Origin of the sequence: uncultured Xanthomonas sp., from assembly GCF_964278005.1 — a bacterium.
Taxonomy (GTDB): Bacteria; Pseudomonadota; Gammaproteobacteria; order Xanthomonadales; family Xanthomonadaceae; genus Xanthomonas_A; species Xanthomonas_A sontii.
Window position 1 is genome coordinate 109,859 of the sequence record NZ_CAXYKF010000018.1, and the last position, 24,775, is coordinate 134,633.

General features: G+C 71.0%; 18 protein-coding genes. 3 read left to right on the forward strand and 15 right to left on the reverse strand.

The window, feature by feature from the left end; all coding sequences use genetic code 11:
- Nucleotides 1-20: 20 nt before the first annotated feature.
- From accD to trpB, 3 genes are all read right to left on the reverse strand, one after another.
- The gene (gene accD, locus ACHWVH_RS12390) at nt 21-908 is read right to left on the reverse strand and encodes an acetyl-CoA carboxylase, carboxyltransferase subunit beta (protein ID WP_017909810.1); all 888 of its coding nucleotides are present in this window, start codon (nt 906-908) and stop codon (nt 21-23) included.
- A gap of 339 nt (nt 909-1,247) precedes the next feature.
- On the reverse strand, nt 1,248-2,051 hold the full coding sequence (gene trpA / locus ACHWVH_RS12395) for a tryptophan synthase subunit alpha (RefSeq protein WP_394687273.1): 804 nt from the start codon (nt 2,049-2,051) through the stop codon (nt 1,248-1,250).
- Between the two features lie 146 nt (nt 2,052-2,197).
- The gene (trpB, locus tag ACHWVH_RS12400) at nt 2,198-3,415 is read right to left on the reverse strand and encodes a tryptophan synthase subunit beta (protein WP_394687274.1); all 1,218 of its coding nucleotides are present in this window, start codon (nt 3,413-3,415) and stop codon (nt 2,198-2,200) included.
- A 97-nt stretch (nt 3,416-3,512) separates the two neighbouring features.
- On the opposite strand from trpB, the gene ACHWVH_RS12405 reads away from it, so the two are divergent.
- On the forward strand, nt 3,513-4,415 hold the full coding sequence (locus ACHWVH_RS12405) for a LysR family transcriptional regulator (RefSeq protein WP_394687275.1): 903 nt from the start codon (nt 3,513-3,515) through the stop codon (nt 4,413-4,415).
- Nucleotides 4,416-4,578: 163 nt separating this feature from the next.
- On the opposite strand, the gene ACHWVH_RS12410 is transcribed toward ACHWVH_RS12405, so the two are convergent.
- The 12 genes from ACHWVH_RS12410 to prmB all read right to left on the reverse strand — a co-directional run bounded on the left by ACHWVH_RS12410 (nt 4,579) and on the right by prmB (nt 23,170).
- Nucleotides 4,579-5,676, reverse strand: coding sequence for a toxic anion resistance protein (locus ACHWVH_RS12410; protein WP_026144044.1), 1,098 nt, complete (start codon nt 5,674-5,676; stop codon nt 4,579-4,581).
- A gap of 42 nt (nt 5,677-5,718) precedes the next feature.
- Nucleotides 5,719-6,432 (reverse strand): hypothetical protein, encoded by a 714-nt coding sequence (locus ACHWVH_RS12415; RefSeq protein ID WP_295926811.1) that lies wholly within the window; start codon nt 6,430-6,432, stop codon nt 5,719-5,721.
- Nucleotides 6,429-11,777: a DNA repair ATPase gene (locus tag ACHWVH_RS12420; protein ID WP_394687276.1), complete on the reverse strand. Its 5,349-nt coding sequence runs from the start codon at nt 11,775-11,777 to the stop codon at nt 6,429-6,431. Before ACHWVH_RS12420 ends, ACHWVH_RS12415 begins: the two co-directional genes overlap by 4 nt.
- A 122-nt stretch (nt 11,778-11,899) precedes the next feature.
- Nucleotides 11,900-13,900, reverse strand: a complete 2,001-nt coding sequence (locus tag ACHWVH_RS12425; RefSeq protein WP_026143208.1) for a flotillin family protein — start codon at nt 13,898-13,900, stop codon at nt 11,900-11,902.
- On the reverse strand, nt 13,897-14,577 hold the full coding sequence (locus ACHWVH_RS12430; protein ID WP_295926816.1) for a hypothetical protein: 681 nt from the start codon (nt 14,575-14,577) through the stop codon (nt 13,897-13,899). Before ACHWVH_RS12430 ends, ACHWVH_RS12425 begins: the two co-directional genes overlap by 4 nt.
- Nucleotides 14,578-14,755: 178 nt before the next feature.
- Nucleotides 14,756-15,418 (reverse strand): phosphoribosylanthranilate isomerase, encoded by a 663-nt coding sequence (locus ACHWVH_RS12435; protein ID WP_010342993.1) that lies wholly within the window; start codon nt 15,416-15,418, stop codon nt 14,756-14,758.
- Nucleotides 15,415-16,188, reverse strand: a complete 774-nt coding sequence (gene truA, locus ACHWVH_RS12440) for a tRNA pseudouridine(38-40) synthase TruA (protein ID WP_394687277.1) — start codon at nt 16,186-16,188, stop codon at nt 15,415-15,417. The genes ACHWVH_RS12435 and truA overlap by 4 nt, the downstream gene beginning before the upstream one ends.
- Nucleotides 16,189-16,405: 217 nt before the next feature.
- Entirely contained in the window at nt 16,406-18,469 is a 2,064-nt protein-coding gene (locus ACHWVH_RS12445) for a FimV/HubP family polar landmark protein (RefSeq protein WP_394687278.1), read from the reverse strand.
- A gap of 504 nt (nt 18,470-18,973) precedes the next feature.
- On the reverse strand, nt 18,974-19,999 hold the full coding sequence (locus tag ACHWVH_RS12450; RefSeq protein ID WP_295865434.1) for an aspartate-semialdehyde dehydrogenase: 1,026 nt from the start codon (nt 19,997-19,999) through the stop codon (nt 18,974-18,976).
- Nucleotides 20,000-20,099: 100 nt separating this feature from the next.
- Complete coding sequence (locus tag ACHWVH_RS12455; protein WP_394687279.1) at nt 20,100-21,137, reverse strand: 2-hydroxyacid dehydrogenase; 1,038 nt, start codon at nt 21,135-21,137, stop codon at nt 20,100-20,102.
- Nucleotides 21,130-22,233 (reverse strand): chorismate synthase, encoded by a 1,104-nt coding sequence (gene aroC / locus ACHWVH_RS12460; RefSeq protein WP_267086270.1) that lies wholly within the window; start codon nt 22,231-22,233, stop codon nt 21,130-21,132. The genes ACHWVH_RS12455 and aroC overlap by 8 nt, the downstream gene beginning before the upstream one ends.
- A gap of 10 nt (nt 22,234-22,243) precedes the next feature.
- On the reverse strand, nt 22,244-23,170 hold the full coding sequence (gene prmB, locus ACHWVH_RS12465; protein WP_017909105.1) for a 50S ribosomal protein L3 N(5)-glutamine methyltransferase: 927 nt from the start codon (nt 23,168-23,170) through the stop codon (nt 22,244-22,246).
- 79 nt (nt 23,171-23,249) lie between these two features.
- Here prmB and ACHWVH_RS12470 point away from each other — a divergent pair, with 79 nt between their 5' ends.
- Together ACHWVH_RS12470 and asd are read left to right on the forward strand one after the other, a co-directional pair.
- Nucleotides 23,250-23,900 carry an SCO family protein gene (locus tag ACHWVH_RS12470; RefSeq protein WP_010340523.1) on the forward strand — a complete coding sequence of 217 codons (651 nt, stop codon included), beginning with the start codon at nt 23,250-23,252 and terminating at the stop codon, nt 23,898-23,900.
- Entirely contained in the window at nt 23,897-24,742 is an 846-nt protein-coding gene (asd, locus tag ACHWVH_RS12475) for an archaetidylserine decarboxylase (RefSeq protein WP_267093789.1), read from the forward strand. The genes ACHWVH_RS12470 and asd overlap by 4 nt, the downstream gene beginning before the upstream one ends.
- Nucleotides 24,743-24,775: the final 33 nt, after the last annotated feature.

The following is a 24,775-nucleotide window of genomic DNA, read 5'->3' on the forward strand; positions in this document are numbered from 1 at the left end:
CGATTCCCGATTCCCGGCCCTCATGCCGCCTCGCTCTTCGCCGGGGCCGGCTGCCGCATCATCAGCGCCAGCAGTTCGGACAGGCGGTCGCGCAGTTCGCGGCGGTCGCAGATCTGGTCGATGGCGCCATGCTCGAGCAGGAATTCCGAGCGCTGGAAGCCTTCCGGCAGGGTCTCGCGCACGGTCTGCTCGATCACGCGCGGGCCGGCGAAGCCGATCAGCGCGTACGGCTCGGCGATGTTGATGTCGCCGAGCATGGCGAAGCTGGCCGACACGCCGCCGGTGGTGGGATGGGTCAGCACCGACACGTACGGCAGGCCGGCCTCGCGCAGGCGGCCGAGCGCGGCCGAGGTCTTGGCCATCTGCATCAGCGAAAACAGGCCTTCCTGCATGCGCGCGCCGCCGCTGGCGGAGAAGCACACGAACGGTGCGCCGATCTTCAGCGCGGTCTCCGCGGCCAGGGCGAAGCGCTCGCCGACCACCGAGCCCATCGAGCCGCCCATGAAGGCGAAATCGAACGAGGCCGCGACCAGCGGCTGGCCCTTGAGCAGGCCCTGCATCGCCACCAGCGCGTCGTATTCGCCGGTGCTCTTCTGCGAGGCCTTGATGCGCTCGCCGTACTTCTTCTGGTCCTTGAACTTGAGCGCGTCGGTCGGACCCAGGCGCGCGCCGATCTCGGTCGGCGCGGTGTCGGCGTCGAACAGCGCGGCCAGGCGCGCGCGCGCGCGAATCGCCATGTGGTGGCCGCACTTCGGGCACACCTCCAGGTTCTCCTCCAGTTCCGGCCGGTACAGCACGGCGCTGCAGTTGGGACATTTCTCCCACAAGCCTTCGGGAACGCTGCGCTTCTTGCTGGGCGTGCTGTCGGTGCGGATGCCCGAAGGCATCAATTTGCTGAGCCAACTCATGCGATGTGACGATCCATTGGGCGGCCGCGAGAGCCGCAGAGGGGCGACAGTCTAACTCGGTCCCCCGGTGGCCTGCAGACGGTGGCGCATGGAGCGGCCGGGCCGGCCGGTAGCGGCGCGGCCGCCGCCAGGACGCCTGCTGCGGCCGCGCAACGCGGGACGTGCGGTAGCGTCGCCGCCATCCCGCATCGTCGACACGCAAGCGGGGGCCAGCGACGGCGCCTGCGGTCCGACCAACGATGCATGTACCGCATGCTCCGCACGCACCACATTTGCGGCAGTGCGGCAAACGCGAACGCCCGCGCAAGGCGGGGCGTTCGCAAACACACCAGGCGTACCTCAGCCCGCGTCCAGCGCCTGCCGCAGCGGCGTCAGGAACGCCAGGGCGGCGTCGCGCGCGGCCTGCGGGCTGCCGGCCTCGGCCAGCGCCGCCACCAGCGCGCTGCCCACCACCACGCCGTCGGCATCGACCGCCATGGCCTTGGCGCTGGCGGCGTCCTTGATACCGAAGCCGGCCACCACCGGCACCGGGCAGCGCGCGCGCAACTGGCGCAGGCGATCGCCGGCGGCACGGGTATCCAGCCGGTCGGCGCCGGTGACGCCGGCGAAGCTGACGTAGTACAGGTAGCCGCGCGCCGCCTCGCACAACAGGGCGATGCGCGCATCGCTGGTGGTCGGCGAGGCCAGCACGATCAGGTCCAGACCGGCGTCGGCGAAGACCGTCAGGGTCTCGGCCGACTCCTCCGGCGGCAGGTCGACCAGCAGCACGCCGTCCACGCCGGCCGCCACCGCTTCCTCGGCGAAGCGCGCGGTGCCGTGGATCTCCACCGGGTTGAGGTAGCCCATCAACACCACCGGCGTGGTGGCGTCGTCGCGGCGGAACGCGCTGACCGTCTCCAGCACGTAGCGCAGGCCGGCGCCGCGCGCCAGCGCGCGCTCGGAGCTGCGCTGGATGGTCGGGCCGTCGGCCATCGGATCGGAGAAAGGCACGCCCAGTTCGATCACGTCGGCACCGGCCTCGACCAGCGCGTGCATCGCGGGCACGGTCGCCTCCAGCGACGGATCGCCGGCGGTGAGGAAGGGGATCAGGGCCTTGCGGCCGTGGGCATCGAGTCGGGCAAAGGTATCGGCGAGGCGGTTCATGGGGGACCTATGCGCCCCTCTCCCGCCGGGAGAGGGGTTGGGGTGAGGGGAAGAGGCGAAGCGGTGCGGAATGTGAGTACGGGGCTGCGCCCGCACCCTCCTCCGGCGCTCCGCGCCGCCTTCTCCGGAAGGAGAAGGGCAAAGCGTTACAGCGTCAGCCCCTCGCGCGCGGCGATGGTGTGCACATCCTTGTCGCCGCGGCCGGACAGGTTGCACAGCACCAGCGCGTCCTTGGGCAGTTCGCGCGCCAGCTTGATCGATTGCGCCACGGCGTGGCTGGACTCCAGCGCGGCGAGGATGCCTTCGGTATGCGCCAGCAGGTGGAACGCCGCGAGCGCTTCGTCGTCGGTGATGCCCTGGTAGATGGCGCGGCCGCTGTCGGCCAGGAACGCGTGCTCCGGGCCCACGCCCGGGTAGTCCAGGCCGGCGGACACGGAGTGGGTCTCGACGATCTGCCCGTCGTCGTCGCAGATCACGTAGGTGCGGTTGCCGTGCAGCACGCCGGGGCGGCCGGCGGCGATCGAGGCGGCGTGGCGGCCGCTGCCGATGCCGTCGCCGGCGGCTTCGGCGCCGTAGATCTTCACCGAGGCGTCGTTGAGGAAGGCATGGAACAGGCCGATGGCGTTGCTGCCGCCGCCGACGCAGGCGCTGATCGCATCCGGCAGGCGGCCGTAGTCGCGCAGCATCTGCTCGCGCGCCTCGCGGCCGACGATGGCGTTGAAGTCGCGCACCATGCGCGGGTAAGGATCGGGACCGGCGACGGTGCCGATGATGTAGAAGGTGTCCTGCACGTTGGTCACCCAATCGCGCATCGCCTCGTTGAGCGCGTCCTTGAGCGTGGCCGAGCCGGAATGCACCGGCACCACCGTGGCGCCGAGCAGCTTCATCCGGTAGACGTTGATCTTCTGCCGCTCGATGTCGGTGGCGCCCATGTACACCACGCACTCCAGGCCCAGCCGCGCGGCCACCGTGGCGCTGGCCACGCCGTGCTGGCCGGCGCCGGTCTCGGCGATGATGCGGGTCTTGCCCATGCGGCTGGCCAGCAGCGCCTGGCCGATGGTGTTGTTGATCTTGTGCGCGCCGGTGTGGTTCAGGTCCTCGCGCTTGAGCAGGATCTGCGCGCCGCCCACTTCGCGGCTGAGCCGCTCGGCGTGGTAGATCGGGCTGGGCCGGCCGACGTAGTGGGTCAGGTCCTTGTCGTAGGCGGCGATGAAGGCCGGATCCTGGCGCGCGGCGTCGTAGGCGGCGGCCAGTTCCTGCAGCGGGCCGATCAGGGTCTCGGCGACGAAACGGCCGCCGTAGCGGCCGAAATGGCCGGCGGCGTCGGGAAAGGCGTGGAAGTCGCTGACGGGGACAGAGGACATGGCGCAACCGGGGGCAACAGGACAGGCCTGCACTTTAGCGCACACGTTCCCACAGAAAAACCGATAAAGTCTGACGCAATCCGTCAGGAAAACTCACATGATCAGCACGCGCCGCCTGCCCTCGCTCAACGCCCTGCGTGCGTTCGAGGCCGCTGCGCGGCTGCGCAGCGTCGGCGCGGCGGCGGCGGAACTGCATGTCACCCATGGCGCGGTGAGCCGTCAGGTGCGGCTGCTGGAGCAGGAACTGGGGCTGCCGCTGCTGCAGCGCGACGGCCGCGGCATCCGCCCGACCGCCGCCGGCACGCGCCTGTGCGAGGCGGCCGGCGCGGCGTTCGCGCAACTGCACGAGGCGGTGGCGGAACTGCGCCGTCCCGCGCGGCCGACCGCGCTGGTGCTGGGCTGCCCCGGCAGCATCCTGGCCCGCTGGATGATTCCGCGGCTGCAGGCGCTGCAGCGCGACCTGCCGTCGCTGACCCTGCACCTGTCCGCGCACGAAGGCGACTTCGCCGCCGATCTGGACGGCCTGGACGCGGCGCTGCTGCTGGGCCAGGCGCCATGGCCGGCGGACTGGCAGGTGCGCGTGCTGGCGCCGGAGCGGATCGGCCCGGTGCTCAGCCCGGCCCTGCCGCAGGCACCGGCCCTGACCGCGTCCGCGCCGGCGGCACTGCAGGGACTGCCGCTGCTGCATACGGTGTCGCGCCCGCAGGCCTGGCCGGCCTGGGCCGAGGCGCAAGGCCTGGCGCCGGCGCAGTTGCGCTACGGCACCGGCTTCGAACACCTGTACTACCTGCTGGAAGCGGCGCTGGCCGGAATCGGCGTGGCGATCGCGCCGCAGCCGCTGGTCGCCGACGACCTGGCCAATGGCCGCCTGCTGGCGCCGTGGGGCTTCGTCGACACCGGCGGGCAGTGGGCGCTGTGCGCGCGGCGGGAGCAGCAGGATCCACGGGTGGAGGCGTTGGCCGGGTGGTTGGCCGGCGAGTTGCGGGAGGATCGCGGTTAGGCGTATTGCCTGGCCTGTTCGCTGGCAATTCGCGGCGCAACCGCGCTGTACAGGACGCTTGGCCGCGACGCCTGGCGTGCGCGGGAGTGGAGGTGTCTGTCGCGGCTGAAGCCGCTCTACATGGGTGGGTGGGGCGTCGAGCGCCCATCGGCGGGCGCGCGCGTCAGCCCGGCTGCGCCGGCGCGGCCAGGCGCCGCTGCAGGTCGTCGCGCAGCCGGCTCAGCTCGACCTCGGCGGCGCGCCGCTGCTGCATGCCGTCGCGGTGGATCTCGCGCACCTCCTCCACCGTGGCGATCAGTTGCTCGTGCACGTGGCGCAGCGTGTCCATGTCGATCACCGCGCGTTGGTTGGCGCGCGCCGTGTCCACCGAGGCCTGCCGCAGCAGGTCGGCGTTGCGGCGCATGATGTCGTTGGTGGCATCGTCGATGGCGTTGGACAGCGCCGCCGCGTTCTGCTGCTCGTGCAGCGACAGCTGGATCGCGAACTGGCGCTTCCACGACGGGATGGTGATGTCGCGGACGGTGTTGAACTTCTCGATCAGTTGCAGCGCGTTGGCCTGGATCAGCCGGATCATCGGCAGCGCCTGCTCGGCCGCGTGCTGCATCACCTGCAGGTCGCCGACGCGCTTGTCGAGCAGGCGCAGGGCGGTATCGATCTCGGCGCGCTGGCCGCGCGCCTGCGGATCGTCCTGGCCCGCCAGCGCCAGGTGCTGTTGCTGCAGTTCGGCCAGGCGCAGCTTGCCGGCAGCGACGTGCAGGCCCAGTTCGCGGCGCTCGGCCTGCACCATCTGGTGCATGCGGTCGAATTCGCCCACGCGCTGGCCGAGGTTGGCCTGCTGCGCGCCGACGTCGCGCAGCAGTTGTTCGATCTGCCGGTTGGTGTCGCTGAACTTCTGCACCAGTTCGTCCTTGGACGCGCGCAGGCGATCGATCAGGCCGCCGATCAGCGGCACCCGCGAGCGCTCGCCGAGCTGGTCGAGCTTGAGCGCGCGCGCGATCCGCACCACTTCGCCGAGCTTGTCGCCGCTGGCCTCCAGGTCGCGGTTGCGGACCTGGTCCAGCAACTGGCTGGAGAACGCGGCGGTCTGCGCGGCGACCTCGGTGCCGAACAGGTGCAGGCTGCCGGGCGTGAGTTCGCGCAGGCCCTGCGCAAGCGCCGCGATCTGCGCACGATCGTCCGGCACCAGGCCGAGCGCCTTGAGCTCGGCTTCGTCGGGTTGCAGCGGCAGGCTCTGCGGCGTCAGCGGGTGTTCCTGGGTCATCATGGTTCTCCTTCGATAGCGATTCGCGGCGGCGGCGCAGGCTCAGCGCAGTCTAGCCCGCATGGCCTGCAGTTCGGCCAGGATGTGTTGCTGCGCCTGTGCGGCGCGGGCCACGTGGTCCCTGCCCTGCGCTGCCTGCGGCGTGACGGCGGCCTGGCGCCAGGCCGGCAGCAGCACGTCGCGGATGTTCCTGTAGCGTTGCAGCAGGTGCTCGCCCTGCTGTTGCAGCAACCGCCATTGCGCCGCTTCCAGGCGCCAGGCGGCGGCGAGGCGGCGCAAGTGGTCGAGTCGCTGGTTCCAGGCCTGCGCCAACGCCGGGTCGGGCGTCGGCGCCGCGGCGATCCAGCGCTCGAGCGCGGCCACGCCGGCCTCGGCGACGCCGGCGCTTTCGGCATATGCCTGGCCCGCGTGCCGCAGCGCCTGGGCATGCGCATCGGCCCGCAGCAGGACCACGCCCAGTTGCGCCTGCAGGGTCTCGGCCTCGGCCTGGCGCTCCAGGTCGCGGCCGAGCAGACGGCCGAGCAGGCTGCTGTCGCGGCGGATCCGCCGCGGATCGCGCGCCTGCAGTGCGTGCTGGATGCGCTCCAGCTCCTGCACCAGTGCCGCGCCGGCGTCCGGCGCGGCGGCGCGCGCGGCCAGGGCCTGTGCGACCGCCTCGAGCAGCGGCGCCGCGTAGCCGGACGCGGCCTGCGCGTCGTTCGCCGCGGGCGGCGACACCGGCGGCTCGGGCAGCGCAGGAGCGGCGCGCGCGCTCACGCAGGGCCGGGTTCGGGATCGTCGCTGCGCGCGGCGCCCGCGTCGCCATAGAAATGCCGCGCCAGCGCTTCGTCGAGCTGGCGTTCGGCCAGCGTGCGCGGCCGCCGCACGCGCGGCTCCGCTTCCGGCGCGGACGGCTCGCGCAACGACGCGCGCAGCGCCTCTGCCAGCGCGGTCAGCGCCTGCCCGGCCTGCGCCTGTCCCTCGTGCGAGCGCGCGAGTGCGTCCAGCAAGGGCTGCAGCGCGGGCGTGACCGATGCTTCCGTCTGCGCAGGCGCGGCCGGCGTGGCCACGGGCGTGGCGGGCGGCGCTTCGCGCTCGCGTTCGGCCAACACCTGCCGCAGCAGCGCAAGAAGTTGCTCCCAGCGTGCCGGTTCCGGACTCGGCTCGGCACGCAGCCCCTGCAGGCCGCCTGCGATGTCCGCCAGCTGCGCCACCATGCGCCCGCCGACATCGGCCTCGTCGGCGCCCATCGCCTTGTTGCGCAGGAAGTCGCGCTTGATCTGGTCCCAGCGCGCCTGTTCCTCGGCGCCCATCGCGCCGCGCAACTCGGCCAGCTTGAGCAGGTTCTCCTCGGCGCCGCTGGTCAGCAGTTGCGCCTCGCCCAGGTAGTGGTCGGAGATCAGCTGCTGCAACTCGGCCTCGTTCATCACCGGCGAGACCTTCTCCGCCAGCTTGTTCATGTTGCGGTAGCTGCCCTGCAGCCGGAACGGCGGCTCGGTGCGGTAGCGATCGTCCTGCGCGGCGCTGGCGATGTACTGCTGGTTGACCTTGTACACCACCTCGCGCACGCGCAGCAGGCGCTGCAGCGTGGCCACGATCTCGTTGATCTCCGCGCCGCTGTAGGCATGGCTGAGCGCGTTGCTGGAGATCTCCTTGCCGCGCGCGCGATCCACCAGCAGGTACAGGTCCGCCAGCTCGCGCGTGGCCAGCGGCGCGAGCACCGGATTGGAGGTGAGCGCGTTCTCGATGTAGCTGAGCAGGAACGCCTCCTCCATGCCGCCGAGCACGTCGCCCAGGTTGTAGATGTCGGCGCGGTTGGCGAGCATGTCCGGAATCTTGAACACCTCGCCGGACTCGGTGTACGGATTGCCGGCCATCACCACGCAGAACTTCTTGCCGCGCATGTCGTAGGTGCGCGTGCGCCCCTTCCACACGCCCTCGATGCGGCGCGTGCCGTCGCACAGCGAGATGAACTTCTGCAGGAATTCCGGGTGCGTGTGCTGGATGTCGTCGACGTACAGCATGGTGTTGTTGCCCATCTCCAGCGCGAGATTGAGCTTGAGCAATTCCTGCCGCGCGGTGGCGTCCGGCGCCTGCGCCGGATCCAGCGAGCGCACCGCGTGGCCCAGCGCGGGACCATTGATCTTCATGAAGACCAGGCCGAGCCGGCTCGCGACGTACTCCATCAGCGTGGTCTTGCCGTAGCCGGGCGGCGAGATCAGCATCAGCATGCCCATCAGGTCGCTGCGCTTGTTCTCGCCGACCGTGCCCATCTGCTTGGCCAGGTTGTCGCCGATCACGCCCAGGTAGACCTCATTGATCAGCTTGTTGCGCACGAACGAGGACAGCGGCCGCGGCTTGAACTCGGACAGGCGCAACTGCTCGCGCTCGCTGGCGATGACCTGCTGGCGCAGTGCCTGGTACTGGCGGAAGCCGGGCACGAACACCTGCTCGTGGTGGCGCAGGCGCGCCAGGAAATCGTCGATGGCCAGGCGCAGGCGCCCGCCTTCGATACGCGGATGTTCGCCGAGCAGGCCCTCCACCGTGGCCATCAACGCCACCTCGCTGGCGCGGCTGCGCAGCCGCGGCGCCAGCAGCGCGATCGCCACCGCCTCGGGCGCGTAGCCGGCGTGGACCGCGAAGCGCGGATCGTGGCACAGGCCCTGCACCCACTGGCTGGCCTGCGTCCAGGCAGCGCCGAGCTTGCCGCGCACGCGTTCCAGGCCTTGCTCGAACTGCTCGCGCAGCCCGGCCTCGGCCAGCCGCGCATGCAGCGCATCGAGCAGTTCCCGCGCATGCCGGCTGAACGGAAAAGTCGGTTCGCCCTGCGCCAGTTCGGCCGCCAGGTAGGCGGCGGCCGCCGGCGCCTGGGCGGCATCGAACGCAAGCCCTGCGTCCTCGGCGAAGCGCTGCATGGCCTGCGCCATCTCGGCCTGCAGCGCGTCGCGGCCGTCGCGCGCGCCGAACAGGCGCGCGATCGCATCGACGCCGGCCTGGCGCGCGACCCACGCGGCCACCTCCTCCTCGCGCTGGCGTTCGGCCCAGAACGCCAGCGCCAGCGCGCGCGCGGCCGGGGCGTGCATCAGCGTGCCCGCGGCCTGCTGCAAGGGCAGCAGCGCCTGCAGGATGCGCGTGGCGTCGTGGTCGTGGATGCCGCGCTCGTAGCCCTCGCGGTAGCGCGGCGCGGCGAAGTCGCGCACGCTGCGCGCCAGCGCGTCGGGTGTGGCCGCCAGTTGCGCCAGCGCATCCAGGCTCAGCCCCTCCTCGCCCGCCAGCGCCGCTTCCAGCATGCGCCCGGCCAGGTATTCGCCGCGGTACAGCGTGGGCGATTCCGAATCCAGCGCCACCTGCCAGTAGGCGCGGGTGGCGTCCAGCGCGGCGTCCTGCAGCGGCTCCAGGTAGTCGGTGCCGGTCAGATGCAGCGCCAGTCCGTCCTCGCGCGGCAGCAGGGTCAGATCCAATGCTTGCGTGTTGACGCTGAAGCGGTGCCGCGGACCCAGCCGCACCACGTTGCCGCCGGCCTCGAACAGCTCGCTGCGGTCGCGCAGCGCGCGCACCGCCTGGTCGCGCACGCCCTTCAGCCGCGCCTCGACGTCGTCGGCCTTGACGCTGTCGCGGTAGCCGCGCAGCCGCTCGGCCAGCTCGCGCAGCTTGAGAATCAGCGGGTCGCCGGCGAAGAAGGCGTTGAGTTCGTCGGCGTTGGCGAAGCGCTCGGTGCGCCGCGGCAGGCCGTCGAGGATGCGCGAGGCCGCGTCCAGCAAGGAGCGCGCCTTGCGCTGGCGGTCGTCGAGCAAGGCCTGCTTGTGCGTCTCGAACGCCTCGACCAGTTCCTCGCGCTTGCTGAGGATGTCGCCGAGGAACTGCTCGTGCTCGCCGAACTGGCTCTCCAGTTCCTCCAGTTGCACCATCAGCCGCGACAGTTGCTCGTCGGCGCGCTCGGGATCGGTGGACAGCGCCAGCGCGCTGGTGATCGCCTGGCCGAACAGCGCGAACTGCGCGCCGAACTGGGCCACGGTCTCGGCCGAACCCAGGCTCTTGCGGCGCTGCTCGGCACGCGCGCGCGCCTGGTTGAGCCGCGCGTAGACTTCGGACAGGGCCTCGACCACGCGGGTGCGCTCGGTGGCGTCGTCGACCTTGAGCCCGGCCATCAGTTCCGACAGCAGGTCCAGGTCGGCCGACATCGCCTGCATCGCCTGCACCTGCTCGGACAGCGCGCGCGCGGTCGCCGCCGCCTGCGCCGCCGCGTCCAGCTCGGCCAGGCGCGCGTGCAACGGCGCCAGCGCGCTTTCGCTGCCGAGGAAACGCCCGGTGGCGGCGCCGACCGTGTCGTGGGCCTGCTGCAGCGTCGCGCCCATCGCATCGATCGCATCGGTGTCGATGTAGCGGTACTCGCGGATGGTCAGCAGATGGCCGCGCTGCGCGGCGATGGCGTTGAGCGGTTCGACGAACTCCTGGATGCTGTTCCAGTTCTCCGGCTGCAGCCGTGCCAGCAGCGCCTTGTGCGCGGCCGTGGCCTCGGCCATCGCCTGGTCGGACTGCTGGCGGATCGACAGCACCTTTTCGTATTCGTCCAGCACCGCCTCGCCGGTGGCGCTGATGCCGCGCAGCACGCCGGCCAGGTCGCCGCAGTGCGCGTCCTCCAGCCAATGGTGCGCGTCGAACAGGCGCCGCGCGTCCTCCACCAGCAACTGGTAGCGCTGCACCGACACCTCGTCGCGGTCGATCGCGCGCGCCAGCCCGAACAGGCTGGAGATGCCGCGCACCAGCTCGGCATTGCCGATGCGGCCGAGGAAGGTGTTGCTCGGCGGGCGCCTGGCGGCGAACTCGTCGCTGCTGAAGGGAGTCTGCCAGACCTGCATCGGATGGATCCGGGTCGGCTCGCTGCCCTCGGCATGGAACAGCACCATGCGCCCGTCCTGCAGCAACGCGTAGCCATGGCCGAACACCGGGTTCTGCAGCGCGCGGCGGATGGTGTTGTAGACGAACAGCGCGGACTTGCCGCCCTCGCGCTCGTAGAAGATGTACAGCACGTCCTCGCCGTTGGGCGAGCGGATCGCGCGCTTGAACTGCATCCCGTCCATCGCCGCGTCGAACGCCTTGTGATCGCCGTTCTGCAGGTAATAGCCGCCGGGAAAAATGATGCCGTGGTCCTCGGGCAGCTGCACGCAGGCCTGCACGATGGCATCGTTGCGCACGATGCGGCCGCTGAGCGTGTTGTAGATCAGCCCGCGCCACTGCGTCTCGCGATACGGCAGCACCTTGAGCAGGACCAGGCTGCCGACCCGCGCGAAATCGAACTGCGCATCGTCCAGCGACTGGGTCTTGTCCTCCACCGGTTCGCTGTAGATGCCCTGTCCGGTCTCGGTGTTGTTCTCGACCTTGATGGTCAGATCGCCGCCGATGGTCTCCACGAACAGGGTATCGAGGATGTTCAGATGCGAATGGCGCCCGTTCACCGCCATCTCGCGGGTGGCGCGGGTCCATTCGAAGTCGAACGGCGGCGGCAGCGCGATGTCGCGTTCGCCGCGCGCATCGATGTAGGTGAGCACGCCGTCGCTGTCCTGCGCCCAGCGGAACACGCGCACGTCGCTGCTGCGCTCGCCGATCTGGAACGCCGCCAGCAGCTTGCCGCCGATGACGATCAGTTGCAGCAGCCGGGCGTGCTTGTAGTAGGCGTACAGCTCGCCGAAGTCGTGCACGAAGCCGGCCTGGCCGAGGAAGCTGCCGGCCAGGTCGATCGGGCTGACGTCGTAGCCGTCGGCGCCCTCGACCAGCCGGTACAGCCCGAACACGTCCTGCACGCGGGTCTGGTTCTTGAGCCCGAGGAACACGTTGTAGCCGAACAGCAGCAGGTCCGGCCCGACCTGCACGATGTCGCGGCCGACGCAATTGTGCTCGGTGCGGATGCGGAAGCGGCCGTCCACCTCGAGACGGCTGTCGCCGAACTCCTGCAGGCGCTGCCGGTTGAGCGCCTCGACCGCGTCCTGCAGCCGCGCGCCCTGCTCGACCAAGCGCTTGCGCAGCACGTCGTAGGCGCCGCCCTGGGCGACCGCCTGGTCGACCTGGCTGGGCGCGTCGCCCTCGGGCTGGGGATCGGTCTGGGGTTGGGGAGGTGTTGCCATCGTCGCGGCTCCTGCCGGCTTGCGGGGGATCGGCGCATCGCGCCGCGCGCCCGCCACGGGTTGCGACGACGCGCCACCGTCGCCGGCCGCGCGCCGCCTGCGCACTCAGTCCAGTGCCGCGCTCAAGGCTCGGCGACGGGCAGTTGGCCAGCCGCGTCCGGCGCCAGCCGCGACGGCGCCGCCGCGCCGCGCTGCACGCCGAGATAGCGCTGCATCAGGTCCTGCACGATCGGGCTCTTGTCGGCCAGGCCTTCGATCGACTTGCCGAGCGAGACCGCCTTGATGAGGTTGTCGAACATGCCGCCGTCGCCGCCGACCAGGTCGATGTCGGCATTGCGCAGGGCGCTGGCGATGACCTCGGCGTTCTCCTTGGACACTTCCTTGCCGGCCTCGATCGACGCCAGCGCCTGCTTGAGGCTGTTGTCGAGCAGCATCCGGAATTCCTCGTGGCCGCGCGCGCTGTCGCTGAGCGCGCCGATCGCCTCGAACTTGCGGGTCAGGCCGTCGGCCTCGGCCAACAGGCGCTTCTCCACCACCACCGCCTCGGCCATGCCGATCGACTCGGCGGCGCTGGCCTTGGCCTTGCCCATCTGCTCTTCGCCCTGCGCCTTGGCCTGCAGCGTCTCGGCCAGCACGCGCGCCTCGTTGCTGCCCTGCTTGAGGCTGGCATCGGCCTTGGCCTCGATCACCCGCGCCTCGGCGATACCGACCTTCTCGATCGCCAGTGCCGAGGCCTCCTTGACCTGCGCGTCGGCCAGACCGGGCGCGGCCTTCTCGGCGCGGATGCCGTCGGCGAGCAGCTTCTTGGCTTCGGCCTGCTTGCCGGCGGCCTCGTGTTCGGCCTGCGCCAGGGTGGTCAGTTCGACCGCGCGGTGCTTGGCCGCGGTCTCGCGCGCCTGCGCGTCCTTGACCTGGCGTACCAGCAGTTCCTGCGCCTTGGCCTCCGCTTCCAGGATCGTGACCTGCTTGAGCCGGTCGGCCTCGGCGACCTGGCGCACTTCCTTGATCCGCTCCTCTTCCTGCGCCACGGTCTTGTCGATGGCGATGCGCTCGCGGGTGATGTTGGCCACGTCCATCTTGCCGTTCTCGACCACCTTGTCGCGCTCCACGCCCTGCAGCTGCACCTCGCGATCGGTGGTGACCTGCTCCAGCTGGCGCGCACGCGCGACCCGCTCGACCTCGATGGCCACCGCGCGCTGGCGGTTCTGTTCGGCCACCTCGACCTCGCGCAGGCGGTTCTGCTCGCGGATGTCGATCAGCTGCTGCGCCTCGATACGCGCGTTCTCCGCCAACTGGCGCTGCTCCTCCTGCACCTTCAGCGTCTCGGCCTGCTCGCGCGCGCGGATCGTGTCGACCTCGCGCTTCTGCCGCGCCTCGGCCTCGGCCTGCTGCCGCTCCAGCGCCAGCATCGCCTCGCGCGCCTCCACGTTCTTCTTGGTGATCGCCAGCTTCGCGTTCTGCTCCAGCTCGTTGGTGACCACGTTCTGGGTGCCGGTGAGCTCGGTGATCTTGCGGATGCCCTCGGCGTCGAGGATGTTGTGCGGATCCAGCAGCGCCTTGGGCGTCTGCTCCAGGTAGTCGATCGCCACGTCCTCGAGCACGTAGCCGTTGAGGTCGTTGCCGATCACCGCGATGATCTCGTCGCGGAACTCCTGGCGCTTCTCGAACAGCTCGGTGAACTCGAACTTCTTGCCCACCGTCTTGAGCGCCTCGGAGAACTTGGCGTTGAACAGTTCGTCGACCGCGTCCTTGTCCGAGGCGCGGTCGGCGCCGATCGCCTTGGCCACGCGCAGCACGTCGGCCTGGGTCTCGTTGACCCGCAGGTAGAACGCCACGGCGATGTCGGCGCGCATGTTGTCGCGGCAGATCAGCCCTTCCTTGCCGCGGCGGTCGACCTGAAGGGTGATCAGGCTGATCCGCATCAGCTCGGCGCGGTACAGCACCGGCACGATCAACGCGCCGGTGAAGTGCACCTTGGGCGTGGCGCTCATGTCGTTGACGATCAGCGCTACGCCCTGATCCACCTTGCGGTAGAACGCGCGGAACAGGCCGGCCAGCCCCAGCAGCAGCACCAGCAGGATGCCGACGCCGATCAGAAACGGCGCCATCGTCGCAAAACTCATCGGTGGATCTCCTTATCGCCCGCAATCAGGCTGTGTGGAAACGGCAAACCCGGCAGATCCTGCTCGCGGGCGATCAGATAGTGGTTGTGCGCCTGCACGTAGTCGACCAGCACCACGCGCTCGCCGCGCGGATAGACCTGGCCGGCCTGGGCACGCACCTGCAGGACCAGGCCGGCGCCGCCATCGTCGACGGTGGCGTAGCCGGAGTCCGCGTCGGCACGCGGCGAGGCGACGACGCCGACCTTGCCGAGCAACGACGTCTGCGCCACCGGCCGCAGCCGCAGCAACAGCCGGCGCAGCGGCCGCAGCATCCAGGAGGTCAGCGGCAGCGCAGGCAGCAGGGCCAACAGCGCCACGCCGCTGCCGATGCCCCAGCGCAGGCCGGCCGGCAGGGACTGCAGCAGGAAAAGATGGACGAAATAGGTGCCGAGCCAGCCCCAGAACGAGAGCAGCGCCACCACCAGCATCACCGGCGCACCGCCCAGGCCCAGCCGCGCGAAGACGGCGGACACGCCGTGCAGGCCATGGTCGGCGCCGTCGACATGCAGATGCCCGTCGGGCGCGGTATGGTCGCCGATGCCGAACGCGGCCAGCGCCCAGTAGAGCGCGGAAAATGCCAACAGGACGCTGTACGGCAACGTGGGAAATCCCAGTGCGACGTTCAGGAACTCGGCCATCCCCTCATCCTTGCTGTGCCGTGACGGCGCGCCCCATCATGGGCACGCGTCATCCCGCCGGCCTGCGCGCACGGCGCGCGGCGGACCGCCGGCAGGTTCTAGAGCCGGATGATACGTGAAAGTCGCGGCGGTTGGCCCGCGGCGCGGGCCGATGCGGCGGCACCTGCGGCGGCCGCGCTCAGCAGTTGGTGTTCAACTCGTGGCAGTCGGCGCGGCGCACTTCCTCGACGAACTTGCGCATCTTGTGGCCGTCCTTGATCCCGGGCTGGCTCTCGATGCCGCTGGACACGTCCACGCCCCACGGCAGGGTGCCGATGATCGCGTCGAACACGTTGTCGCCATTGATGCCGCCGGCGAGCAGGAACGGCCGGTGCAGGCCGGTCGGCAGCCGCGACCAGTCGAAGGTCTTGCCCGAACCGCCGCTTTCGCCGGGCGCGTGGCTGTCGAACAGGAAGCCGGCCGCGTTCGGATACTGCAGTTGCAGGGTGCGCGCATTCACCTCGCCGCCGCCCATCGGCACCGCCTTCAGGTACGGCAGGTTGAAGCTGCGACAGAAGCCGTCGTCCTCGTCGCCATGGAACTGCAGCAGGGTCGGACGCACCGTGCGCAGCACCTCGCGCACCTCGTCCTTGGGGTTGTCGCGGAACAGCGCCACCACATCCACCATCGGCGCGGCGGCCTGGCGCATGGCCCGCGCCTCGGCCGGCGCCACTCGCCGCGGGCTGCCATGGGCGAACACGAACCCGATCGAATCCACGCCCAACTCGCCTGCCAGGCGGATGTCGCCGGCGCGGGTCATGCCGCAGAACTTGATGCGGGTGCGATACAGCGTGCGATTCATAGCGTGACCTCGTCCGGAAGCGTCCAGTGGGCGGGATAGAGGGGACCGACGAACACCAGGCCCTGCGGCGGTGCCGTCGGACCAGCGACGCGGCGGTCGCGTCCCGCGAGCAGTTCGCCAATCCAGGACGACGGCTTTTCGCCCGTTCCCACCATGACAAGGGAACCAACGATATTGCGCACCATGTGATGAAGGAATGCATTGGCCTGGACCTGGATCTCGACCAGCTCGCCGCTGCGGGTCACCGCGATCGACTGCAGCTCGCGGCGCGCGTGCAGGGCCTGGCACTGCACGCTGCGGAAAGCACTGAAGTCCTGCTCGCCCAGCAGCGCCTGCGCCGCCGCGTGCATGGCGTCGGCCTGCAGCGGCCGCCGCTCCCAGCTCAGGGTCTGCCGGTACAGCGCCGGGCGTACCTGGCGGTTGAGCAGGCGGTAGCGATAGCGGCGCGCGCGGGCGGAGAAGCGCGCGTGGAAGTCGTCGGCCACCGGCACGCACCAGCGCACGCAGACCGAGGGCGGCAACCGCGCGGTGGCGCCCAGCATCCAGCCGCGCGGCGGACGCGGCGCATCGCAATCGAAATGCACCACCTGGCATTCGCCGTGCACGCCGGCATCGGTGCGGCCGGCGCAGACCACGCTCACCGGGGCGTCGGCCACCGACGACAGCGCCGCCTGCAGCGTCGCCTGCACGCTGGGGCCGCCACTCTCGCCGAGTTGCTGCCAACCCTGGAATTCGCTGCCGTCGTACTCCACGCCTAGCGCGTAGCGCATGGCGACCTCCACTGCAGTGCGGCATCGGCGCCGGCGCGCGCTGCGGCCGACGCGTGCATGGGCCAGCGCGGGGCGCCTGCAACGCCGCAGCACTGCATCTGCAAGTCCCGGAACGCGCCTTCGGCGTGCGCCCGCCGCCCAGGGACACGCTGCCGCAGGGCCGTCCCGCTCCAGGCCGGACGGCCGCGGCGAGCGCGCCGCGCGCCGCCTGCTGCCATCAGTCCAGCCGTCCCAGCAATTGCAGCGCTTCGGCGCGTGCGGCCGGATCGCCACTGGCCGCGACCTCGGTCAGCAGGGTACGTGCCGTCTCGTTGTCGCCCAGATCCATGTACGCCACCGCCAGTTCCAGCCGCTCGCGGCCCGCCGGCGGATACGGCGACGGTGCTTCGGCCGGGGCCGGGGCCGGCGCGGCAGGCTGATGCCAGGTCGGCTCCTGCCGGCCGCCGCCGGCGTCCTTGTCGGCATGGGCGTCGCCGCCCGGCACTGCGACCACCGGCGACGGCTGCCGCCACGGCGCCTCGGCAACCGGCTCGGCGGCCGGTGCGGCCTCCGGATGGGCATCGGACACGCCAGCGGAATGGTCGTCGTCGTTGTCCGCGGACAGCGGCGCATCGGCCGGCGCCTGCCGCAGCGACTGCTGCGCCAGCACCCGCTCGAAGGCGTCGTCGTCGAGTGCGGTGTGGTGATCGGCGTGATCGGCGGCAGCGTGGTCGAGATGGTCGGCGCGCTCCCACTCTTCCAACGCCTCGTGGTCGCGGGCGACCGCCTCCTCCTCGGCCAGCGGCTCGGCCGGCTCCAGCGGCGGCAGTTCCGGCGCGTCGACATCGCGGTGCGCGACCACCGGCACCGCGGCGCTCGCCGCCAGCGCGGCATCGTCGTCGCGCGGCAACGGCGGCAGCGGCGAGGGCTTGCGCCGGCGCGACAGCAGCCAGGCACCGAGGCCCAGCACCAGCAGGCTCAGCCCGCCCCACAGCCACAGCGGGAACCCGTCATTGGCCGGCGCTTGCGCGGGCGCGGGCGCTGGCGCCGCCTGCCCGGCCTGGGCCAGGCGCTTCTGCGCCGCAGCCAGGTCGCTGTCCTTCAACGCGATCAGTTGCTGCTGCTGGGACTTGAGCTTTTCGAGCTGCTCCACCCGCGAACGCAGTTCCTGGACCTCGGCATCGCGTGCCGCCAGGTCTTCGCGCGCCTGCTGCAATTGTTGGGCTGCCACCATGTCTCCTTCGTCGCCGGCACCGGTGCCGGACTTGGTTCCCGCCTCGCGGCGCGTCGCCGGCACCGCCGGCGCGATTTCCAGGCGTGCGCCAGCGGCGGCGGCCGGCGCCGCGGCGGCCGGCTTGGGCGCAGTCTGCGCCGTCGCCGCGTCCTGCTGCGCCTGTGCCGGCTGCGGCACCGGCGCACGCGCCTGGCGCCATTGCGCCGCCTGCTCGCGCACCACCGCCTCGGCGGCGGCGGCATCCAGGCTGGCCAGATCCTCCTCGCGCGGGGTGCGCAACACCGCGCCCTGCTTGAGCAGGTTGAGATTGCCGCGGATGAAGGCGTCCGGATTGGCGCGCAGCAGCGCGACCATGGTCTGGTCCAGCGAATGGCCGTTGCCGCGCACCAGTTGCCCGGCGATCTGCGACAGGGTCTGCCCGGCGCGCACCGGCGCCAGCGCATCGCCGGGCGCGGCCGCGGGGGCCGGCGCCGGACGCGGCGTGGCGGCCGGCCTGGCGCTTGGCGTCGCCGGCGTGGCGGCGGCTGCAGGCGCTGGCGCCGCGGTGGACGTTTCGCGGGCGATGCGGTCGGACGGCTGCGCCGCGGCCGGCGCATCGATCGCCGGTGCATCGATCGCGGCGGCGGTGTTGGGCGCATCGATCAGCGCGGAGTATTCGCGAATCAGCCGCCCCTGGCCCCAATCGACCTCGATCAGGAAGCTCAGCGACGGCACGTCGACCGGCATGCGGCTGCTGACCTGGATCACCGCGCGGCCCTTGCGGGTCTGGGTGAAACGGAACTGCAGATCGCTGACCAGGCCCTGCGGGCGCTCCAGCCCGACCCGCGCGAAGGTCGCCGGCGAGGCGAGCGCCACCCGCGCCCGCTCCAGTTCGCCCGGCTCGTTGGAGATCACCGGGATCTCGGCCAGGAACGGCTCGCCCGGCTTGGACAGCACGCGGATATCGCCCAGGCCCAGGGCCAGCGCGGCCTGGCTGCAGGCCAGCAGCAACAGCGCCGTGGCAGCGCGACAGACATGGCGCAGCCCGCGCGCGGCGGACACCGCATCGCCGCGATGGCGACGGAACAAACGTGGTTGTAGGCGCATCCCGCCCCTGCCCCTTGGAATCATGCGTGCAATATATAGGAAGCCGGGACCGGGGACCCGGGGTCCGGAAAAGCCGAGACAGGGACCGCGTTGCTGGTGCACCGCTGAAATCCACGACGCAAGAACACCCTGCAGCAGGAAAGCCCAGGCACGCCACTGTGGGAGGGACTTCAGTCCCGACGCGAGGTGCGGCCGCTGTCGGGACTGAAGTTCCCAAAAAATCCGGGCCCGGAAAAGCCCCCGTGGGGAGGCTGGGGACTCGGAAATCCGAGACAGGGACCGCGCTTCATAACGCGGTGTGCGGGATCTCGCGTCGGGACTGAAGCCCCTCCCACAACGGGGCGAGCGCGGATACCTGCGACTTCCATTTTCCAAACAAAAAGCCAGGGCTCGCGCCCCGGCCTTCGCTCCACTCCGCCACACGATCAGGCCGCGCGGCCAGCCACGCCGCCACGCCATGAACCCGCGGGACCCGGGTCCCGGCTTTCAGCCCTCCAGGGCAACCAGCTCGGCCAACTGCACCGCATTGAGCGCGGCGCCCTTGCGGATGTTGTCGGCCACCACCCACAGGTTCAGGCCACGCGGGTGCGAGAAGTCCTCGCGGATGCGGCCGACGAACACCGGGTCCTTGCCGGAGGCATGGGTCACCGGGGTCGGATAGCCGCCGGCCTTGTGCTCGTCGACCACTTCCACGCCCGGCGCCTGACCCAGCAGCGCGCGCGCCTGCTCGACGGTGATCTTGCGTTTGGTCTCGATGTTGACCGCTTCGGAATGGCCGAAGAACACCGGCACGCGCACCGCGGTGGGGTTCACCAGGATGCTGCTGTCCTCGAGGATCTTCTGCGTCTCCCACACCAGCTTCATCTCTTCCTTGGTGTAGCCGTTGGGCTGGAAGTCGTCGATGTGCGGGATCAGATTGAAGGCGATCTGCGCCTGGAACTTCTGCGGCTCGATGTCCTGGAACGCCAGCAACTGCGCGGTCTGCTTGCCCAGCTCCTCCATGCCCGAGCGGCCGGCGCCGGACACCGACTGGTAGGTGGCCACGTTGATGCGCTCGATGCCGTATTCCTTGTGGATCGGCGCCAACACCGGCATCAGCTGCATGGTCGAGCAGTTGGGGTTGGCGACGATGCCGCGCGGACGCTGCTTCAGCGCGTGCGGATTGACCTCCGACACCACCAGCGGCACGTCGTCGTCGTAGCGGAAGGTCGAGGAGTTGTCGATCACCACCGCGCCGGCCGCGGCGAATTTCGGCGCGTATTCCTTGGAGATGCCGCCGCCGGCCGAGAACAGCGCGATGTCCACGCCGCTCGGATCGAAGGTCGCCAGGTCGAGCACGGTGACCTTGTGGCCCTTGAACTCGACCTGGCCGCCGGCCGAGCGCTCGGAGGCCAGCGGGTACAGCGTGGCGACGGGGAAATCGCGCTCGGCGAGGATGCTCAGCATGGTCTCGCCGACGGCACCGGTGGCGCCGACGACGGCGACGTTGAAACGACGGGTTGCATTGCTCATGGAAGATTCGATCCGCAGAAAAAGAAGGGGAGGAACAGCCGCACTGCCACGTGGATTCGGGGAACCTGCCGTGCGCGTCGCGCGCGGCGCCGCAGGCTCCCTATCGTTTTTTGTCCGCGATCGCCCGCGCACCGCCGCCGGCCGCGGCGATCGCGTCCAGGTTCAGCGCATTGGGCGGGCGTCCGGCGTCGGCGCCGATGCCCAGCGCGGCGAGCAGGTTGTCCACCGCCAGCGACACCATCGCGCGGCGCGTGGCCACGCTGGCGCTGCCGATGTGCGGGGTCAGCACCACGTTGCGCAGCGCCAGCAGCTCCGGACGGATCGCCGGCTCGCCTTCGAACACATCCAGCCCGGCCGCGGCCAGGCGCCCGTTGGCCAGCGCGTCGGCCAGTGCGATCTCGTCGACCAGGCCGCCGCGGGCGATGTTCACCAGCGTCGCGGTCGGCCGCATCTTGGCCAGTGCGGCGGCGTCGACGATGTGATGCGACTGCGCGCTGTACGGCAGCACCAGCAGCACGTGGTCGGCGCGCGCCAGCAGGTCGTCGAAGCCGACGTACTCGGCGCGATGCGCGCGCTCCACCTCGGCCGGCAGGCGGCTGCGGTTGTGGTACAGCACACGCATCGAGAAGCCGGCGGCGCGGCGCGCGATGGCCTGGCCGATGCGGCCCATGCCGAGGATGCCGAGGGTGCTGCCGTGGACATCGGCGCCGAGCATGGTCTGGAACGACCACTGCTGCCACTGCCCCGCGCGCAGCCAGCGCTCGGCCTCGCCGACGCGGCGCGCGGCGGCCATCAGCAGGGCGAAGCCGAGATCGGCGGTGGTCTCGGTGAGCACGTCGGGGGTGTTGGTGGCGACGATGCCGGCCGCGCTGAGCGCGTCCAGGTCCAGATTGTTGTAGCCGACGCCGACGTTGGCGATGGCGCGCAGCCGCGGCGCGCCGGCGATCTCGGCGGCGCCGATGCGTTCGTTGAGGGTGACCAGGGCGCCGTCCAGCGGCGCCAGCGCCTGCGCCAGGTCCTGCGGCGAATACCTGGTCACGTCCGCGGTGGTGGTCAGCGCGCAATACTCGCCCAGCCGTGCGACGACATCGTCGAACAGCGGCTGGCTGACCCACACCCGCGGCCGCGACTCAGCCATCGCCACCGCCGGGGATGCGCGGGGTCACCGTGCCGACGTCGCCGCATTGCGCGCGGTGGCGCAGCGCCTGGTCCATCAGCACCAGCGCCATCATCGCCTCGGCGATCGGGGTGGCGCGGATGCCGACGCAGGGGTCGTGGCGGCCGGTGGTGATCACGTCCACCGCCTGCCCGTCCACATCCACCGTGGCGCCGGGCAGGCGCAGGCTGGAGGTGGGCTTGAACGCCACCGAGACGACGACCGGCTGGCCGGTGGCGATGCCGCCGAGCACGCCGCCGGCGTGGTTGGACTGGAAGCCGTCCGGCGCGATCAGGTCGCGGTGCTCGGTGCCCTTCTGGGTCACCGCGGCGAAGCCGTCGCCGACCTCCACGCCCTTGACCGCGTTGATGCTCATCATCGCCGCGGCCAGTTCGCCGTCGAGCTTGCCGTAGATCGGCTCGCCCCAGCCCGCCGGCACGCCGTCGGCGACCACGGTGACGCGCGCGCCGATCGAATCGCCGGACTTGCGCAGCGCATCCATGTACGCCTCCAGCTCCGGCACCTGCGGCGCGTGCGGCCAGAAGAACGCGTTGTCCTCCACCGCGTCCCAGGCGAAGCCCTGCGGCAGCAGCGGCCCGAGCTGCGACAGGTAGCCGCGCACGCGCACGCCGTAGCGCTGCGCCAGCCACTTCTTGGCGATCACGCCGGCGGCCACGCGCATGGTGGTCTCGCGCGCCGACGAGCGCCCGCCGCCACGCGGATCGCGGATGCCGTACTTCTGCCAGTAGCTGTAGTCGGCATGGCCCGGACGGAACTGCCGGGCGATGTCGGTGTAGTCCTTGCTGCGCTGGTCGGTGTTGCGGATCAGCAGGCCGATCGGAGTGCCGGTGGTGCGGCCCTCGTAGACCCCGGACAGGATCTCGATCTCATCGGCTTCGCGTCGCGCCGAGGTGTGCCGGCTCTTGCCGGTGGCGCGGCGCTGCAGGTCGTGGGCGAATTCGCTGGCGTCCAGTTCCAGCCCCGGGGGGCAGCCATCGACCACGCAGCCGATCGCCGGCCCGTGCGATTCTCCGAAGGTGGTGACGGTCAGCAGCTTGCCGAAACTGTTCGCGCTCATGTCGCTTGCGTCACCGGTCCGCGGCCAGCGCGGCGATGCGCGCGTGGTGCGCGATCAATTCGCTGCGCTCCACCGCGAAGATGCCCATCTGCCCGACCTTGAACTCGACCCAGGCGAAGTCCACTTCCGGCAGCAACTGCGCCAGTGCGCGCTCGGACTCGCCGACTTCGCAGATCAGCAGACCGTCCTCGCTCAGGTGCGCCGGTGCGTCGCGCAGGATCTTCAGCGCCAGGTCCAGCCCGTCGTCGCCCGCGCGCAGGCCCAGCTCCGGCTCGTGCGCGTACTCCGGCGGCAGCGCGTCGGTCTCGGCGTGGGTGACGTAGGGCGGATTGGTCACGATCAGTTCGTAGCGGCGCCCGCCCAACCCGGCGAACAGGTCGGACTTGACCAGTTCGACGTTGTCGGCCAGCAGCCGCTCCTTGTTCTCGGCGGCCAGGCTCAGCGCCTCGTCGCTGATGTCGACCGCGTCCACCTGCCAGTTCGGGTTGTAGTGGGCCATGGCGATGGCGATGCAGCCCGAGCCGGTACACAGGTCCAGCGCGCGCTCGACTGGGCGGCCGGCCAGCCACGGCTCGAAGCCGGCCTCGATCAGCTCGGCGATCGGCGAGCGCGGCACCAGTGCGCGCGCATCGCTCTTGAAGCTGAGCCCGGCGAACCAGGCCTCGCCGGTGAGGTAGGCGGCGGGGATGCGCTCGGCGATGCGGCGCTCGAACAGCGCCAGCACCTGCGCCTTCTCCGGCGTGGTCACCCGCGCGCTGCCGTAGGCCGGGCCGAGGTCGTGCGGCAGGTGCAGCGCGTGCAGCACCAGTTGCGTGGCCTCGTCCAGGGCGTTGTCGTAGCTGTGGCCGAAGCTCAGCCCGGCGGCGTTGAAACGGCTGGTGCCGTAGCGGATCAGGTCGATGATCGTGTGGAGTTCGGCGGCCGCGTCGGCAGTCATGGCAACAGGCAAGGCAATTCGGCCCCCGATTATAGAGGCCCGGCCGCTATGATGAGCGTTCGTTGCATGGGAAATCAGTATGTTCAACCGCACCTTCGGCATCGTCCTGGTGGTTGCCCTGGCCGCCGGCCTGGGGCTGCTGCTGGCCCAGAAGTATTTCGGCGGCAGCGCCGCCCCGGCCTGGCCGGAGACCCGCACGGTGCGCATGTACCCGCAGCCGCGGCCCCTGCCCGACTTCCACCTGCGCCAGACCGACGGCACGCCACTGGTGCCGGGCGAGCTCAAGGGCCACTGGACCCTGGTGTTCCTGGGCTTCACCGCCTGCCCGGACGTGTGCCCGACCACCCTGGCCGACCTGGCCCGCGCGCAGAAGCAATGGGAGACCTTGCCGGACACGCTGCGCCCGCGCGTGCTGTTCGTCTCGGTCGACCCGCAGCGCGACACCCTGCCGCGGCTGGGCGAGTACGCCCACGCCTTCCACAAGGACACCATCGCCGCCACCGCCGACGTGCCCGAGCTGGAGCGCTTCGCCACCGCGCTGGGCTTCGTGTTCCAGAAGGTGCCCGGCAAGCATTACGCCGAGAACCCGAACGACTACAGCATGGACCACTCCGCCGCGATCGCGGTGCTCGACCCGCAGGGCCGCCAGGCCGGGCTGATCCGCCCGCCGTTCGATGCCGCGGCGATCGCCGCCGACCTGCAGGCCCTGACCAAGGCCACCGCCCCATGAGCCTGACCACCCGCCTGACCTACGTGCTGCCGCACCGGCTGCTGTCCTCGCTGGCGCGGCGCCTGGCCTATTCGTCGCGGCCCGGGCTGAAGCAGTGGCTGATCGACACGGTGGTGCGCCGCTTCGGCGTGGACCTGAGCGAGGCTGCGCAACCGGATGCGACCGCCTACCCGACCTTCAATGCCTTCTTCACCCGCGCGCTGAAGCCGGGCGCGCGCGTCGCCGATCCCGATCCGCAGGCGCTGCTGATGCCGGCCGACGGGCGCATCAGCCAGCTCGGCCGGATCGAGGATGGGCGCATCTTCCAGGCCAAGGGGCAGTCGTTCACCGCCGCCGAACTGCTCGGCGACGATGCGGCCGCGGCCCCGTTCGCCAATGGCCTGTATGCCACCGTGTACCTGTCGCCGCGCGACTACCACCGCGTGCACATGCCCTGGACCGGCACCCTGCGCGAAACCGTGCACGTGCCGGGGCGGCTGTTCAGCGTCGGCACCGACGCGGTGCGCACCGTGCCGCGCCTGTTCGCGCGCAACGAGCGCCTGGTCTGCCATTTCGACACCGACTTCGGCCCGATGGTCTCGGTGATGGTCGGCGCGCTGCTGGTGTCCGGCGTGGAAACCGTGTGGAGCGGCGTGGAGATCCCGCGCTACGCCGACCGCATCACCCGCAAGGACTGGCGCGGCAAGGGGATTACCCTGCAGCGGTTCGAGGAGATGGCGCGCTTCAACTACGGCTCCACGGTGATCGTGCTGCTGCCGCCCGGCGTGGCCGCGTTCGACCCGACGCTGAAGGCGGAATCGCCGGTGCGGCTGGGGCAGGCGCTGGCGCGGCTGGTGCGCTGAGGTGCGAGGGCCGCGCTGCGGCCCTTTGTGCAG

What these genes read in the sequence shown, in the direction of transcription:
- ACHWVH_RS12435 (WP_010342993.1), bottom strand. Translation starts at nt 15,418, where the DNA reads ATGAATCGCACGCTGTATCGCACCCGCATCAAGTTCTGCGGCATGACC.
- ACHWVH_RS12420 (WP_394687276.1), bottom strand. Translation starts at nt 11,777, where the DNA reads ATGGCAACACCTCCCCAACCCCAGACCGATCCCCAGCCCGAGGGCGAC.
- accD (WP_017909810.1), bottom strand. Translation starts at nt 908, where the DNA reads ATGAGTTGGCTCAGCAAATTGATGCCTTCGGGCATCCGCACCGACAGC.
- ACHWVH_RS12470 (WP_010340523.1), top strand. Translation starts at nt 23,250, where the DNA reads ATGTTCAACCGCACCTTCGGCATCGTCCTGGTGGTTGCCCTGGCCGCC.
- ACHWVH_RS12410 (WP_026144044.1), bottom strand. Translation starts at nt 5,676, where the DNA reads ATGACCCAGGAACACCCGCTGACGCCGCAGAGCCTGCCGCTGCAACCC.
- ACHWVH_RS12430 (WP_295926816.1), bottom strand. Translation starts at nt 14,577, where the DNA reads ATGGCCGAGTTCCTGAACGTCGCACTGGGATTTCCCACGTTGCCGTAC.
- ACHWVH_RS12425 (WP_026143208.1), bottom strand. Translation starts at nt 13,900, where the DNA reads ATGAGTTTTGCGACGATGGCGCCGTTTCTGATCGGCGTCGGCATCCTG.
- ACHWVH_RS12455 (WP_394687279.1), bottom strand. Translation starts at nt 21,137, where the DNA reads ATGGCTGAGTCGCGGCCGCGGGTGTGGGTCAGCCAGCCGCTGTTCGAC.
- prmB (WP_017909105.1), bottom strand. Translation starts at nt 23,170, where the DNA reads ATGACTGCCGACGCGGCCGCCGAACTCCACACGATCATCGACCTGATC.
- truA (WP_394687277.1), bottom strand. Translation starts at nt 16,188, where the DNA reads ATGCGCTACGCGCTAGGCGTGGAGTACGACGGCAGCGAATTCCAGGGT.
- trpB (WP_394687274.1), bottom strand. Translation starts at nt 3,415, where the DNA reads ATGTCCTCTGTCCCCGTCAGCGACTTCCACGCCTTTCCCGACGCCGCC.
- ACHWVH_RS12450 (WP_295865434.1), bottom strand. Translation starts at nt 19,999, where the DNA reads ATGAGCAATGCAACCCGTCGTTTCAACGTCGCCGTCGTCGGCGCCACC.
- ACHWVH_RS12405 (WP_394687275.1), top strand. Translation starts at nt 3,513, where the DNA reads ATGATCAGCACGCGCCGCCTGCCCTCGCTCAACGCCCTGCGTGCGTTC.
- asd (WP_267093789.1), top strand. Translation starts at nt 23,897, where the DNA reads ATGAGCCTGACCACCCGCCTGACCTACGTGCTGCCGCACCGGCTGCTG.
- trpA (WP_394687273.1), bottom strand. Translation starts at nt 2,051, where the DNA reads ATGAACCGCCTCGCCGATACCTTTGCCCGACTCGATGCCCACGGCCGC.
- aroC (WP_267086270.1), bottom strand. Translation starts at nt 22,233, where the DNA reads ATGAGCGCGAACAGTTTCGGCAAGCTGCTGACCGTCACCACCTTCGGA.